Genomic DNA, 14622 nt, shown 5'->3' with positions numbered 1-14622 from the left:
ATTGCGACTCGGCCGCTTTTCCGGACACATTCCTGCAATTGTCGCGCTACGGTGGTGGAGAAGCTTTCCCCATGACTCGTCGTCGTGGGGACCTCCCCCCTTCCGAACAGGAGCACGACATGGCACAGAAGGTCACCGTCCAGCTCGTCGACGACCTCGACGACTCGCCGATCGCCGCAGGTGAAGGCCGGACCGTCGAGTTCGCATTCGACGGATCGAACTACGAGATCGACCTCTCCGACGAGAACGTCGACAAGTTCCGCGAAGCGATCTCCGACTACGTCGCAGCGGCCCGCAAGGTGTCCGGTCGTCGTTCGGGTGGGAGCGGCGGCTCCGCGCCGAAGTCCGCTCCGAAGCGCGGGAACTCCGAGGAGCTCGCGAAGATCCGCGAGTGGGCGAAGGAGAACGGGTACGAGGTCTCGAGCCGCGGCCGCATCTCGACCCAGGTGCAGGAAGCGTACGCAGCCGCACACTGACGCACGGAACACGAGACCCCGGATGTCCTGACGACATCCGGGGTCTCGTCATTCCTGCACAACATTCACGTCGAGAGTGCTCGTCCACAGATCCGTCGTCCACCCGATGGCATCGGCGGAATTGCCGCATCGTCGTCGGTGGAGGCAACGACATGGAACGACGAACACTCGGTGCGTACGGCGAGGACCGCGCAGTGGAATGGCTCACGGCGCGCGGGTACCGGTTGGTGGAACGGAACTGGCGGTGCGCCCGCGGCGAGGTCGACGTCGTCGCCTGGGACGGGCAGACCCTGGTCTTCGTGGAGGTCAAGACGCGAGCGGGAAGCGGGACGGGACACCCGTTCGAGGCGATCACCCCGACGAAGACCGCGCGGCTCCGTCGGCTGGTGCCGATGTGGTTCGCGGCGCACCCGGGCACGCACGCCGCGGCGGTCCGCCTCGATGCGGTGGCGGTGCACGTCGCCGACGGACGGTCCGGCGTCGAGCACCTGTCGGGGATCCTGTGACCGGCATCGGTCGGTCCGCCGCGGTCGCCCTGCTCGGCGTGACCGGACGACGGATCGAGGTCGAGGCGCACCTGACGAGCCAGCTGCCCGCCTTCAGCATCATCGGGCTCCCGGACACCTCGTTGGGCGAGGCGCGGGAGCGGGTGCGGGCAGCAGCGGCGAACGCCGGGGCACCGCTGCCGGCGAGACGGATCACCGTGAACCTGACACCGGCCGCGATCCCGAAGCGGGGGTCCGGCTTCGACCTCGCGATCGCCATGGCCGTGCTCGCCGGTGCCGACGTCGCGCCGCGGGTCAGTGAGCGGGTGGTGTACATCGGGGAACTCGGGCTCGACGGACGACTCCGGCCCGTGCCCGGCGTCGTCCCGATGGTCCTGGCGGCGCGGGACGCAGGAGCCGAGCGGGTCGTGCTGCCCACCGGCAACGCGGACGAGGCACGGTTCGTGCACGGCGTGGACGTCCGGGCGGTGGACTCGCTCCGGGCGGCGGCCATCGATGCCGGAGCGCTCCTCCCGCCGGTCGACGTCGCGCCGGTCGCCGCGCCGCCGGTGCTCCCGGAGCGCACACCCGTCGCCGAGCTGTCCGAGGTCGTGGGCAACCCGACCGGAGTCCGGGCGATCGTGGCGGCGGCCGCCGGCGGGCACCACGCCCTGCTCGTCGGGCCGCCCGGCGCCGGCAAGACGATGCTCGCCGAGCGGCTCCCGGGCCTGCTCCCGGACCTCGACGACGACGCGGCGCTCGAGGTCGCGGCGGTGCGGTCCGTCGCCGGGCACGGTGTCGCCTCGTGGACCACCAGACCCCCGTGGGAGGCTCCGCACCACTCGGCCTCCGCCGTGTCCCTCATCGGTGGTGGGTCGGGCACGGTGCGCCCGGGTGCCGTGTCCCGCGCGACCCAGGGCGTGCTGTTCCTCGACGAAGCGCCCGAGTTCCCGCGTGCGGTGCTCGACGCGCTCCGGCAGCCGCTCGAGTCCGGCCGGATCACCGTGCACCGTGCGGCCGGCGCCGCCGAGTTCCCCGCTCGGTGTCAGGTCGTGCTCGCGGCGAACCCCTGCCCCTGCGGCAACGCCGGATCGCCCCGGCAGCCCTGCGAGTGCCCGCCCGCGACCGTCCGTCGGTACCTCGGTCGCATGTCCGGGCCGCTGCTCGACCGGATCGACATCCGGGTGCGCGTGCCGCGGGTGACCACCGGACTGATCCGGGGCGAGGACGGGACGACGCCCACGACGGCGCAGGCTCGTGCGAGCGTCGAGGCAGCACGACAGACGATGCGCACGCGGCTCGACGGCACGGAATGGACACGCAACGCCGAGGTGTCCGGGGCGTGGCTGCGCGGCGCCGGACGGGCGGAGTCCGGTGCGACCACGATGCTGGACCGGGCACTCGACCTCGGCACGCTGACCATGCGCGGCTGGGACCGGACCATGCGCCTCGCTTGGACGCTCGCCGACCTGCAGGGCGACGAGCGGCCGGGCGAGCAGCACGTCCGCGGGGCCCTGGCCCTCCGGGGTGCGCTGTGAACGGGGCGCAGGACCTGCTCGGGACGATCGCGACGGCCCTGGGTCGGGGCGGTGCGGACGCCGTCGACCTGGTCGATGCAGCGGCACGCGTGGCGTGGTCGACGGTGGTGGAGCCCGGAGACTCGGTCGCCGGGCTGCTCGTGCAGTCGCTCGGAGCGGAACGCTCCTTCGCGCTGGTGCGGGCAGCCGTGGACGACGGGCCGGAGGGTCTGCTCGACGAGTGCGTCGACGCATCGGTCCCCGGTGCCGAGTCACCGGCGACCCTCGCCGAGACGATGCGGGTGGCACTCGATCGGTGGGGGCCGCGGCTCGGACGGGTCGACGTCCTGGCAACGCTCGACGCCGCGCGCACCGTCGGCGCGCGGCTCGTCGTCCCAGGGACGGCAGCCTGGCCACGCGCCGTCGACGACCTCGGTCCGCACGCTCCGGTGGTGCTGTGGACACGCTCGGGACGGCGGGCCTCCGGGCCGGCGCTGGCCGTGGTCGGGTCCCGTGCGAACACGGTGGCGGGGGCGGAGGCGACGGCGGAGATCGCCTCGACCGCTGCCGATGCCGGCTGCACGGTGGTGAGCGGCGGGGCGTACGGCATCGACGCCACCGCGCACCGGGTCGCCGTCGCTGCGGGCACCCCGACGGTGGCGGTCCTGGCGGGCGGGATCGACCAGCTGTACCCGACGGGCAACGTCGAGCTGCTGCGCAACGTGGCTCGTCAGGGGACGCTGATGGCGGAGTCGCCGCCGGGGACCCGACCGACGCGGTGGCGGTTCCTGGCGCGCAACCGACTCATCGCGGCGCTCGGTGCGGCGACCGTCGTGGTCGAGGCCGGCGCCCGGTCCGGAGCGCTGAACACCGCGCACCACGCCGCGCAGCTCGGCCGGCCGGTGTTCGCGGTCCCCGGCGCGTTCTCGTCGTCCGCCTCGGTGGGATGCCACCGGCTCGTCGCCGAGGGGCGTGCTCAGATCGTGGTGGAGGCGGGTGATCCCGTCGACGCCGTGCTCGGGGCGCACGGTCGGTCCGTCCGGGGCCGGTCGACCAACCGTGGTGGCGATCCGCGCGGCGACGAGCCGCTCGGCGGTGGGCGGCAGGACCCCGAGGTGGTCCGGGTGCTCGACGCACTGGGTCGGCGGGCGCTCGGCGAGCAGGAGATCGCCGTCCGGTCGGGGATGTCGACCGGAGCGGTGGCGGACGCGCTCGCGCTGGCCGAGCTGCAGGGACTCGTCCGGCACACCGTCGGCGGGTGGGCCAGGTCGTGACCGGGAACCCGCTTAGCCTGGGGTCGTGGAGGCGCAGACGGACGGACGGCTCGTGGCGGCGGTGGAGTCGTTCCTCGGCCACGTCCGCGGCGCACGCGGGCTCAGCGAGCAGACCGTGCGGGCCTACGCGAACGACCTCGACCGGCTGGTGCAGTTCGCCGCAGAGCGGGGGATCGATGCCGCCCGCGGCCTCGGTCTCGAGCTCCTGCGTGACTGGCTCTGGGACGCCGACCAGCGCGGGCTCGCCCGGTCGACGATCGCCCGCCGGTCGTCCTCGGTCCGTGCGTTCACCCGGTGGGCGAGCGAGAGCGGACTGCTCGACACCGACCCGGCCGCCCGACTCCGGGCACCGAAGGGGGCCGGGCACCTGCCGCGTGTCGTCTCGACGGACCAGGTCCGGACGGTGCTCGACGGCCTCGCTGCCCGGGCGGAGACGGACGACCCGGGAGCGCTCCGGGACCTGGCGGTCGTCGAGCTGCTGTACGCCGCCGGGATCCGGGTGAGCGAGCTCGTCGGGATGGACGTCGACGACCTCGACCGGTCCCGACTGACCGTCCGGGTGCTCGGCAAGGGCGGGAAGGAGCGCGTCGTGCCCTTCGGCGTGCCGGCGCGGGACGCCCTCAAGGCGTGGCTCGACCGTGGACGCCCGGCCTTGGCTGCGCGAGCCGCCGGGACTGCCGGGAACGCTGGAGCAGACGAGACTGCCCGAACAACGGGGACGGCGCGAGGCGCGGGAACCGCCCGAGCCGCCGGAGCCGCTGGCGCCGCCCTCTTCCTCGGTGATCGGGGCGGCAGGCTCGGCGTCCGGAGCGTGTACCGCGTGGTCGCGCGGGCACTCGAGGACCTGCCCGGTGCGGGACCGAGCGGGCCGCACACGTTCCGGCACACCGCGGCCACGCACCTGCTCGACGGGGGAGCGGACCTCCGCGCCGTGCAGGAGCTCCTCGGACACGCGAGCCTCGGGACGACGCAGGTCTACACGCACGTGTCGTCGGGACGTCTCCGCGAGGTGTACCGGACGGCGCACCCCCGCGCCTGACCGACGTCCGCTGGCGCCATCCGGGATCCGCCGCTGCGGGGTCACCCCGGCCAGGCCGACTCGGGGAGCAGCACGGGCCAGGCAGCCGGCGGCAGGAACGGCAGCGGATCGACGTACCGGCCGTCGACCCTGGCGCCGAGGTGCACGCACGCGGCGACGGCGGGACAGTGGCCGACCGTGACGACCCCGACCGCCGCACCCTGCTCGACGGTGTCGCCCGTCCTCACCGAGGGCTCGACCGAGTCCAGCGTGCTGAGGAGGCCGTCGCCGTGGTCGATCGTCACCACACCGCGGCCGGCGACCTGGCCGGCGAAGGACACCGTGCCGTCCGCCACCGCGACCGCGGGCGTCCCGAGGGGCGCGGCCAGGTCGATGCCGCCGTGCCCGGCCGCGTAGTCGCTCGCTGGTGCCTCCCACGGTCGGACCACCTCGCGCGTGCCGGTCGGCCACACCCATGGGGACGAAGGAGCCTCGTCGGCGACCTCGACCGCTCGGCCCACCCAGACCGGAGCCTCCTGGACCGTCTCCGCCCCGACCGCCGCCGGTCGCACCGGCAGGAGCGGGCCCACGAGCGCGACGACGAGTGCGAGCAGCAGGACGATGAGCCCGACCCGTCGTCGGGGCCGGGGGATGAGCGGTGACCGACGCATGTGTCGAGCGTGACGGCGTCGCCGAGTGCGCTGGTGCCGGCTGGTCGATCTGGGGACGGTGGCCGCTGCCTCATGCGCTGTGCAGGGACGTCCGTTCGCGGCGGGGCGCCAGGCAGCGTCCACCCTCCCGACCGGCGGACGCGACATGACGCGCGTCGATCGACATGCGGAACGTCGAAGAACGCGCGCGATCACGCAACCACGCCGAAGCGCCCGACCACGCCGACCGCCGCGCCCCGATGTGCCCCGCGAGCCGCCAGCGAGTACAGTCGGGGCCGCTCCGGAACACGCAACGCCGCTCGGACGGCGAACCAGCCGACCGCCGGGGCACCGTGCGCCACCCAGCACGGCGGCAAGAAACCTGGAGCACCGTGTCGAACACGTCCACCCAGCACGGCGAGGACCGTGCGTTCAAGGGGAAGGTCACCCTGTTCGCCATCGCGGCGGCAGTCGGCGGCTTCCTCTTCGGATTCGACTCCTCCGTCATCAACGGAGCCGTCGACGCGATCAAGGGCGAGTTCGGCCTGTCCGAGGCCGCCAGCGGCTTCGCGGTCGCCTCCGCGCTCATCGGCTGCGCGTTCGGTGCCTACTTCGCCGGTCGCCTGGCCGACCGGTGGGGTCGCACCCGCGTGATGTTCTGGGCCGCCGTGCTGTTCTTCGTCAGCTCGATCGGCTCGGCCTTCGCGTTCGCGACCTGGGACCTCGTCATCTGGCGTCTGGTCGGCGGTCTCGGCATCGGCACCGCGTCGGTCATCGCCCCCGCGTACATCTCCGAGGTCTCCCCGAAGGCGATCCGCGGCCGTCTGGCGTCGTTCCAGCAGCTCGCCATCACGCTCGGCATCTTCGCCGCGCTGCTCTCCGACCAGATCTTCGCGGTGACCGCCGGTGGCGCCTCGGAGCAGGTCCTCGGCCTCGCTGCCTGGCGCTGGATGTTCCTGGTCGGCGTCGTGCCGTCGGTCGTCTACGGCGTGCTCGCGATCACGCTGCCGGAGTCCCCGCGCTTCCTGCTGTCGAAGGGCCGCACCGACGACGCCCGTGACGTGATGGGCAAGATCGTCCCGCGCGACACCGTGAACACCAGCCTGGAGGAGATCCAGGACGGCATCAAGAAGGAAGCGAACGAGAAGAAGGGCTCCATCCGGGGCAACCGCTTCGGCCTGCAGCCCATCGTCTGGGTCGGCATCATCCTCGCCGTGCTCCAGCAGTTCGTCGGGATCAACGTGATCTTCTACTACTCGACGACGCTCTGGCAGGCTGTCGGGTTCAAGGAGAGCGACTCGTTCCTCATCTCGACGATCACCTCCGTCGTCAACGTGGCGGTCACGTTCATCGCGATCTTCACGGTCGACAAGCTCGGCCGGAAGCCGCTGCTCGTCGCCGGCTCGTCCGGCATGTTCGTCTCGCTGACCATGGTCGCGATCGCGTTCTCGCAGGCGACCATCGTCGACGGCGCTCCGAGCCTGCCCGGCTCGTGGGGCATCATCGCGCTGATCTTCGCGAACCTGTTCGTCGTGTCGTTCGGCGCCACCTGGGGCCCGCTCATGTGGGTCCTGCTCGGCGAGATGTTCCCGAACCGCATCCGTGCGACCGCGCTCGGTGTCGGCTCGGCCGCCAACTGGATCGCGAACTTCCTCGTCACGATCTCCTTCCCGGTCCTGTCCGGCTTCAACCTGACGGTCACGTACGGCATCTACGCGCTGTTCGCCCTGCTCTCGCTGTTCTTCGTCATCGCGAAGATCCCGGAGACGAAGGGCCGCTCCCTCGAGGAGATGGGCATCACGGCCGAGGGTGACACGGTCGCCGCCAAGTAGGCGATCACCGGACGCCACCACCGGACGGGAGGCGCGGTGCGGGTCGGACCCGCACCGCGCCTCCCGTCCGTCCACGGTCTCCTCCCCGCACCTGCGTCGGTGGGGGCGTCAGGACCTGCTAGCATTGCCACCGCAGCGCGCTCCGGCGCGCTGACTTCGCGCGTCCACACGCATCCCACGGCCACCGGTCCCGCTCTCGCGAGCGGGCGGCCGCGCGGGCAGGGCGCCAGGGGCCACGACCACCGGTCGTGACCGACACAACCGCAACCGTGCGCACGGCCGAACCGTCGTGCGCCGAGAACAAGGAGGGACGGCATGGCCGTCGTCACCATCCGCCAGCTGCTCGACAGCGGCGTCCACTTCGGACACCAGACCCGTCGGTGGAACCCGAAGGTGAAGCGCTTCATCCTCGCCGAGCGCTCGGGCATCCACATCATCGACCTGCAGCAGTCGCTGGCCTACATCGACCGTGCGTACGACTTCGTCAAGGAGACGGTCGCGCACGGTGGCACGATCCTCTTCGTGGGCACCAAGAAGCAGGCGCAGGGCTCCATCGCCGAGCAGGCGACCCGCGTCGGCCAGCCGTACGTCAACCAGCGTTGGCTCGGCGGTCTGCTCACGAACTTCCAGACGGTCTCCAAGCGTCTCGCGCGCATGAAGGAGCTCGAGGAGATCGACTTCGACGACACGACGAAGGGCTTCACCAAGAAGGAGCTCCTCATCAAGAAGCGCGAGCTGGACAAGCTCCACAAGACCCTCGGTGGCATCCGCAACCTCACGCGGACCCCGAGCGCGCTCTGGGTCGTCGACACCAAGAAGGAGCACCTCGCGATCGACGAGGCGCAGAAGCTCGGGATCCCGGTCATCGGCATCCTCGACACCAACTGCGACCCCGACGAGATCACGTACCCGATCCCGGGCAACGACGACGCGATCCGCTCCGTCGGTCTCCTGACCCGCATCGTCGCCGACGCCGCGGCCGAGGGCCTGAAGACCCGCCACAACGGTGGCGACGAGGAAGCGGCCGAGCCGCTGGCCGAGTGGGAGCAGGAGCTCCTCGCGGGCCAGACCCAGGGCGAGGGCGCGACCGTCGAGGAGAACGACGCCGACGCGCAGGTCGCCGCCAAGGAGATCGGTGAGCCGATCGCCGAGGGTGACAAGAACGCGGAGCCGACGGCCGAAGCCGAGGCCGCGTCGGAGACCACCCCCGCCGAGTGACCAGTGGGGGCGCCGGGCCGGTCGGCTCGGCGCCCCTTCCTTCTCTCCCCACCACCACAGTCCAGAAAGGACTCCAGTCAATGGCCAACTACAGCCTTGCTGACGTGAAGAAGCTCCGTGAGGACCTCGGGGCCGGCATGATGGACGCGAAGAACGCGCTCGTCGAGGCCGACGGCGACTACGACAAGGCCGTCGAGCTGCTCCGCATCAAGGGCGCGAAGGCCGTCGCCAAGCGCGACGACCGCGCGACCTCCGAGGGTGTCGTCGTCGCGACGACCGAGGGTGGCGCCGCCACCGTCGTCGAGCTCGCGAGCGAGACCGACTTCGTCGCCAAGAACGAGAAGTTCACCACCCTCGCCGACAAGGTCGTCGCCGCGGTCGCCGCCGCCGGTGCGTCCGACGTCGAGGCCGGCAACGCCGCGCCGCTGGACGGCAAGACGGTCGCCGAGGCGATCGACGAGGCCGCCGCCGCGCTGGGCGAGAAGCTCGCGCTGCGCACGGTCGTCCGTGTCGAGGGCGACGCCTTCGAGGTGTACCTCCACAAGACCAGCCAGGACCTGCCGCCGCAGATCGCCGTCGTCATCGCCTACGCGGGCTCCGACGCCGCCGAGGCGCGCTCGATCGCCCAGCACGTCGCGTTCGCGAACCCGACGTACCTGACCCGCGACGAGATCCCGGCCGAGGCCATCGAGAAGGAGCGTGCGACCGTCGAGGCGATCACGCGCGAGGAGGGCAAGCCGGAGGCAGCCCTGCCGAAGATCGTCGAGGGTCGCCTCAACGCCTACCGCAAGCAGGTCGCGCTCCTCGAGCAGGACTACGCGAAGGACAACAAGCTGTCCGTCGCGAAGGCCGCCGAGAACGCCGGTCTGACGATCCAGGGCTTCGCCCGCGTCAAGGTCGGCGCGTAACGAACCCGTGACGGGGCTCGGAACCACATCGGTTCCGGGCCCCGTTTTCTGCGCGCTGCGACACGCGCGGAACCGGCCTGGAGGCACGACCTCCTCCGCCGGACCGGCTCCGGCCGGGTAGATTCCCACGAGACATTCGACGAAGGGTGCGCCACATGACGAACGAGAAGACCGGACGCCGCCGGGTCCTGCTGAAGCTGTCGGGGGAGGCGTTCGGGGCCGGGTCCCTCGGGGTGAACCCCGACGTCATCAGCACCATCGCCAAGGAGATCGCGCAGGCCGCGCAGGACGTCGAGGTCGCCATCGTGGTCGGCGGCGGCAACTTCTTCCGCGGGGCCGAGCTGTCCCAGCGCGGCATGGACCGCGGTCGTGCCGACTACATGGGCATGCTCGGCACCGTCATGAACGCCCTGGCGCTGCAGGACTTCCTCGAGCAGGCCGGTGCGGCGACGCGGGTGCAGTCCGCGATCAGCATGACCCAGGTCGCGGAGCCGTACATCCCGCGGCGTGCCGAGCGCCACCTCGAGAAGGGGCGCATCGTGATCTTCGGTGCCGGTGCGGGCCTGCCGTACTTCTCGACCGACACGGTCGCGGCGCAGCGTGCGCTCGAGATCGACGCGCACGAGGTCCTCGTCGCCAAGAACGGCGTGGACGGCGTGTACACCGCTGACCCGAAGAAGGACGCCACGGCCGAGAAGCTGCACCACGTGACGTACCAGGACGCACTGCTGCAGGGCCTCAAGGTCGTCGACGCCACCGCGTTCTCGCTCTGCATGGACAACGGCATGCCGATGCACGTCTTCGGCATGGAGGGCGAGGGCAACGTCGCTGCCGCGATCCGCGGGGAGCGGATCGGCACCGTCGTCAGCAACTGACCCGCACGCTGACTAGACTCGACGCAGTACCGAAGGAGAACCACCGTGATCAGTGATGTCCTGACCGAAGCCACCGAGAAGATGGCGAAGGCCGTCGACGTCGCCAAGGACGACTTCGCGACCGTCCGCACCGGACGCATCAACGCCGCCCTCTTCCAGAAGATCCCGGTCGACTACTACGGCACCCCGACGCCGCTCGCGCAGCTCGCGTCGCTCCAAACGCCCGAGGCGCGCACGCTCATCGTCACGCCGTACGACAAGTCGGCGCTCAAGGAGATCGAGCGCGCCATCGCGACGTTCCCGAACCTCGGTGCCAGCCCGTCGAACGACGGCGAGATCGTCCGCGTGACGATCCCCGAGCTCACGCAGGACCGCCGCAAGGAGTTCGTGAAGCTCGTGCGCGGCAAGGGTGAGGACCACAAGGTCGTCATCCGCAACATCCGTCGCCGCGCGAAGGACGACCTCGACGCCCTGAAGGGCGAGATCTCCGACGACGAGATCGCCCGCGGTGACAAGGACCTCGAGACCCTGACGAAGAAGCACGTCGACCAGATCGACGACGCGCTGAAGAAGAAGGAAGCCGAACTCCTCGAGGTCTGATGCGTCTCCCCGAGCCGGGCGGCGATCGCCCCACAGAACCGCGCCCTCCGGAACCGGTCCCGTCCGCGAAGAAGGGGCTCCGACAGGACTTCGACGCCCGTGCCCGCGCGGCGCGCGCCGACTTCGAGGCGCAGCTGAAGCAGCGCAAGGCGGAGTTCGGCGCACGCAACGAGGCACTGACCGCCCGGACGGGTCGGAACCTGCCGGCCGCGATCGCGATCGCCCTGGCGTTCGCCGTCGTCATGCTCGCCGCGCTCCTCATCTGGAAGCCGGCCTTCATGGTCGTGGCGGCGTTCCTGCTCGGTGTCGCCGTCTACGAACTGGCGAGTGCGATGCGCTTCGCGGGTCGCGACGTTCCCCGCGTGCCCAGCGTGCTGGCGGCGGTCGGCATGGTGCCGGCGGCGTTCCTCGGCGGTCAGGTGGCGGCGCTCTTCGCGATCATCGGCGGCATCGTCCTCATCGCGGTGTGGCGACTCGTCGAGGTCGCGCTCACGCGTGAGAAGCCCCCGGCCGGGCACGTCGTCCGCGACCTGACGAACGGGCTCTTCGTCCAGGCGTACATCACCCTGCTCGGCGCCTGCATCGTGCTGCTGTCCGCGCAGCCCCGCGGTGAGCTGTGGGTGATCGCGTTCATCCTGGTGGTCGTCGCCGTCGACACGGGGGCGTACGCGACCGGGCTGAACCTCGGCAAGCACCCGATGGCGCCGCGGATCAGCCCGAAGAAGACGTGGGAGGGGTTCGCCGGGTCCGTCGCGGCGAGCATCCTGGTCGGCATCGTCGTGACGTGGCTCATGCTGGGCCTGCCGTGGTGGACGGGCATCGTGCTCGGCGTGCTCATCTCGGGGTCGGCCACGCTCGGCGACCTGACCGAGTCGATGATCAAGCGCGACCTCGGCATCAAGGACATCTCGTCGTTCCTGCCCGGGCACGGCGGCCTGCTCGACCGCATCGACAGCATCCTGCCGTCCGCTGCCGTCGCGTACGTGCTGTTCCTCGTCGTCGTGCACTGAGACCGCGGCCAGCGCCGCGGCCGCGCGTCCAGGTGGCGCCATGGTCCGGTGCTGGCAGAATGTCGCCGTGGCCACCACCTTCCCCTCCGCAGACCGCAAGTCCCTCGGGTACGACGTCGACGAGGTCGAGCGGTTCCTCGAGGACGCGCGTCGTGCCTACACCGCGGGCGACACCGCGCCGGGCATCGAGGCTGCGAAGATCCGCGCGACCGCGTTCTCGATGCGCAAGGGCGGCTACTCCACGGCGCACGTCGACGCGGCGCTCGAACGGCTCGAGGACGCCTTCGCCGCCCGGGAGCGTGAGCGGGAGATCGCCGCCGCGGGGCAGAAGGCCTGGTACGCCGAGGCCCGCACCAAGGCCTCGGACGTCGTCGCACGGCTCGAACGCCCGGCCGGGCAGCGGTTCGCCCGCACGAGCCCGCTCGGCACCGGCTACCACCCGAAGGACGTCGACGCCTTCGCGGAGCGGCTCGCCGGCTACTTCCGCGACGGCAAGCCCCTGAGCCTGACCGAGGTCCGGTCGGTGGTGTTCCGGCCGAAGCACGGCGGCTACCGCGAGGCGCAGGTCGACGCGCTGCTCGACGCCGTCGTCGAGGTGATGCTCGCCGTCCGCTGACGACGCGCTGGTCGCGGGTGCTTCTCATCCCGTGACCGTTCCGTTATCCTGTTCCTACTCATGGGCAGGCACACGGCAGACTCCAGCTCCGACCGCGGTACCCGCGAGCACCTCGACCGTCCGGTCGTCGGTGAGCGCCGCGCGGCACGCGACCGACTCCGCACGACGGGGCACTCGGTACTCCACGCGACCCCGCGGGTCGAGACGGCGGCACTCCCGCCGACCCCGCTGGGCGCACCCGCGACGGCTCCGACGCCGGCCCCCGCTCCGGACACGACCGGACCGGTCCTCGTCCGCGGACCGATCGCGCCCACGGGTGCCGCCGACCCGCGCATCGTCAAGCAGCGCCGTGCCGTCGCCGCGCCGGCGAAGCCGAAGGCCGCCCGGACGCTCAACTCCTTCATGCGCCGTCGCGCGACGATCCCCACGCTGTCCTTCTTCGCCGTGTTCGGCTTCGTCGGCGGCTCGCTCTTCAACCCGATGCAGCCCGACGTGGCACAGGCCGCCGTCGTCGCCCCGGTGCTCGTCAAGGCGCCGGTCGAGCCGCAGCAGTTCACTGCGCACGGCACCTACGCCGCGTTCGACGTGACGCGCGACGGCTACGGGGTCACGCTGCCGAAGCCGAAGGTCGTCGAGCAGCCCGCCGAGACGGACGACCAGGCCGGCACGGACACGAAGAGCAAGGCCGTGACGCCGTCGAACACCCTCGCCGCGACGGCCGCCACGCCGAACCCCGGCAGCGCACAGGCCATCGCCCAGCAGATGGTCGCCGCGCGCGGGTGGGGCAGCGAGCAGTTCAACTGCCTCGTCTCCCTGTGGAACAAGGAGTCGGGCTGGCGCGTCAACGCGTACAACCCGAGCGGCGCGTACGGCATCCCGCAGGCGCTCCCCGGCAGCAAGATGGCGACCGCCGGGGCGGACTGGCAGACGAACCCGGCGACGCAGATCACCTGGGGTCTCAACTACATCTCCGGCGTGTACGGCACCCCGTGCGGCGCGTGGGGACACAGCCAGTCCTACAACTGGTACTGATCGGCAGTACCGGGGTGCCGCGCAGCAACCGGCCGCGGCGACCCCGCGGCCGTGGTCCCGAGCCGATCGAGGACGACACCGGCCTCGACCGGCTCATGAGTTCGTGGAAGCGGACCGAGGTCCGCCGCGGGCGGACGTTCACCGTCCAACCGGTGTCCGCGGCTTCCGCGCAGAAGGAGTACGTCTGCCCGGGCTGCGGCCTCGCCGTGCTGCCGGGGGTCGCGCACGTCGTGGTCTGGCGTGCCGACGGTGTGCTCGGGGACGAGGCCGACCTGGCGTCGCGCCGTCACTGGCACAACCACTGCTGGAGCATCGCATGAGCACCGAGATCCGCTCGAACACCGAGCTGCCCGCGCGGCGGACCGACGTCGACCTCGTCACGGACGACCACCTCACCCTCGTCGGGGAGCTCGCCGAGCCGCTCGACCGGCCCGCGAGGGGCACGCTCGTGACGCTCCACCCGCTACCGACGGCGCAGGGGTTCATGGACTCGCACGTGCTCAAGAAGGCCGCGGCGCGACTGCCCGCCCTGGCCGACATCGCCGTCCTCCGGTTCAACTTCCGCTCGGTCACGTCGCCGCGGGGCACCTCGGAGGGCGCGTTCGGCGATGGCGAGTCCGAGGGGTTCGACCTCCGGGCCGCCGTGCACGAGACCGTCGAGCGAGGCCTGCCGACCCCGTGGCTGCTGGGCTGGTCGTTCGGCACCGAGGTCGCGCTCAAGCACGGGCTCGAGCACGTGGCCGCCGGCACCGTTGCCGGCGTGGTCCTGCTGTCGCCCCCGCTGCACCGGACGTCGGACGACGAACTCCGCCGGTGGGCGGACGTGGACGTCCCCGTCGTCGCCCTGGTCCCCGAGCACGACGACTTCCTGCAGCCGGACGAGGCGGCACGACGCTTCGCCGTCGCACCGAACGTGCGCGTGGTGCCGGTCGCCGGCGCGAAGCACCTGTGGGTGGGGGAGCGGTACGTGCGGACGGTGCTCGACACCGTCGCGGACCTGGTCGTCCCGGGCAGCGCACCGCTGCCCACGCACCTCGCGGACTGACCACCGGCCGACGGACCGAGCCGATCGGCACGGCGCACCGGCACGGCTCGCCGGCACCGCGGACGA

16 protein-coding genes are annotated in these 14622 nt (G+C 71.8%); 15 read left to right on the top strand and 1 reads right to left on the bottom strand.

Going from position 1 to position 14622, the window contains the following annotated elements; genetic code table 11:
* Window positions 1-119 precede the first annotated feature (119 nt).
* The 5 genes from C1N91_RS09830 to C1N91_RS09810 all read left to right on the top strand — a co-directional run bounded on the left by C1N91_RS09830 (window position 120) and on the right by C1N91_RS09810 (window position 4791).
* Window positions 120-476, top strand: coding sequence for a histone-like nucleoid-structuring protein Lsr2 (locus tag C1N91_RS09830; RefSeq protein ID WP_137767568.1), 357 nt, complete (start codon window positions 120-122; stop codon window positions 474-476).
* 152 nt (window positions 477-628) lie between these two features.
* Window positions 629-982: a YraN family protein gene (locus tag C1N91_RS09825; RefSeq protein WP_137767567.1), complete on the top strand. Its 354-nt coding sequence runs from the start codon at window positions 629-631 to the stop codon at window positions 980-982.
* Window positions 979-2499 (top strand): YifB family Mg chelatase-like AAA ATPase, encoded by a 1521-nt coding sequence (locus tag C1N91_RS09820; protein ID WP_137767566.1) that lies wholly within the window; start codon window positions 979-981, stop codon window positions 2497-2499. The genes C1N91_RS09825 and C1N91_RS09820 overlap by 4 nt, the downstream gene beginning before the upstream one ends.
* Window positions 2496-3752, top strand: coding sequence for a DNA-processing protein DprA (dprA, locus tag C1N91_RS09815; protein ID WP_137767565.1), 1257 nt, complete (start codon window positions 2496-2498; stop codon window positions 3750-3752). The genes C1N91_RS09820 and dprA overlap by 4 nt, the downstream gene beginning before the upstream one ends.
* A 25-nt stretch (window positions 3753-3777) precedes the next feature.
* A complete protein-coding gene (locus C1N91_RS09810; protein WP_137767564.1) occupies window positions 3778-4791 on the top strand; it encodes a tyrosine recombinase XerC in 1014 nt (337 codons plus the stop codon).
* 41 nt (window positions 4792-4832) lie between these two features.
* Here the strand turns inward: C1N91_RS09810 and C1N91_RS09805 are convergent, their stop codons facing one another.
* On the bottom strand, window positions 4833-5441 hold the full coding sequence (locus C1N91_RS09805) for a M23 family metallopeptidase (RefSeq protein ID WP_137767563.1): 609 nt from the start codon (window positions 5439-5441) through the stop codon (window positions 4833-4835).
* Window positions 5442-5812: 371 nt separating this feature from the next.
* Between C1N91_RS09805 and C1N91_RS09800 the strand changes: the two genes are divergently transcribed.
* The 10 genes from C1N91_RS09800 to C1N91_RS09755 all read left to right on the top strand — a co-directional run bounded on the left by C1N91_RS09800 (window position 5813) and on the right by C1N91_RS09755 (window position 14556).
* Window positions 5813-7252, top strand: coding sequence for a sugar porter family MFS transporter (locus C1N91_RS09800; protein WP_254678216.1), 1440 nt, complete (start codon window positions 5813-5815; stop codon window positions 7250-7252).
* Window positions 7253-7567: 315 nt separating this feature from the next.
* Entirely contained in the window at window positions 7568-8470 is a 903-nt protein-coding gene (gene rpsB, locus C1N91_RS09795; RefSeq protein ID WP_058729967.1) for a 30S ribosomal protein S2, read from the top strand.
* An 80-nt stretch (window positions 8471-8550) separates the two neighbouring features.
* Window positions 8551-9378, top strand: coding sequence for a translation elongation factor Ts (tsf, locus tag C1N91_RS09790; RefSeq protein ID WP_058729968.1), 828 nt, complete (start codon window positions 8551-8553; stop codon window positions 9376-9378).
* A 155-nt stretch (window positions 9379-9533) separates the two neighbouring features.
* The gene (gene pyrH, locus C1N91_RS09785; protein WP_058729969.1) at window positions 9534-10253 is read left to right on the top strand and encodes a UMP kinase; all 720 of its coding nucleotides are present in this window, start codon (window positions 9534-9536) and stop codon (window positions 10251-10253) included.
* Window positions 10254-10298: 45 nt separating this feature from the next.
* A complete protein-coding gene (gene frr, locus C1N91_RS09780) occupies window positions 10299-10853 on the top strand; it encodes a ribosome recycling factor (RefSeq protein ID WP_058750599.1) in 555 nt (184 codons plus the stop codon).
* Entirely contained in the window at window positions 10853-11863 is a 1011-nt protein-coding gene (locus tag C1N91_RS09775; protein ID WP_137767562.1) for a phosphatidate cytidylyltransferase, read from the top strand. Before frr ends, C1N91_RS09775 begins: the two co-directional genes overlap by 1 nt.
* Window positions 11864-11930: 67 nt before the next feature.
* Entirely contained in the window at window positions 11931-12479 is a 549-nt protein-coding gene (locus C1N91_RS09770) for a DivIVA domain-containing protein (RefSeq protein ID WP_175415987.1), read from the top strand.
* A gap of 60 nt (window positions 12480-12539) precedes the next feature.
* The gene (locus C1N91_RS17000; RefSeq protein ID WP_254678215.1) at window positions 12540-13511 is read left to right on the top strand and encodes a transglycosylase SLT domain-containing protein; all 972 of its coding nucleotides are present in this window, start codon (window positions 12540-12542) and stop codon (window positions 13509-13511) included.
* 14 nt (window positions 13512-13525) lie between these two features.
* Complete coding sequence (locus C1N91_RS09760; protein ID WP_175415986.1) at window positions 13526-13831, top strand: hypothetical protein; 306 nt, start codon at window positions 13526-13528, stop codon at window positions 13829-13831.
* Window positions 13828-14556: an alpha/beta hydrolase gene (locus C1N91_RS09755; RefSeq protein WP_137767560.1), complete on the top strand. Its 729-nt coding sequence runs from the start codon at window positions 13828-13830 to the stop codon at window positions 14554-14556. Before C1N91_RS09760 ends, C1N91_RS09755 begins: the two co-directional genes overlap by 4 nt.
* Window positions 14557-14622 lie beyond the last annotated feature (66 nt).

This window comes from Curtobacterium sp. SGAir0471 (assembly GCF_005490985.1).
GTDB lineage: Bacteria > Actinomycetota > Actinomycetes > Actinomycetales > Microbacteriaceae > Curtobacterium.
The sequence above is the reverse complement of the archived record's forward strand: the minus strand, read 5'-3'. Positions and strand labels throughout refer to the sequence as shown.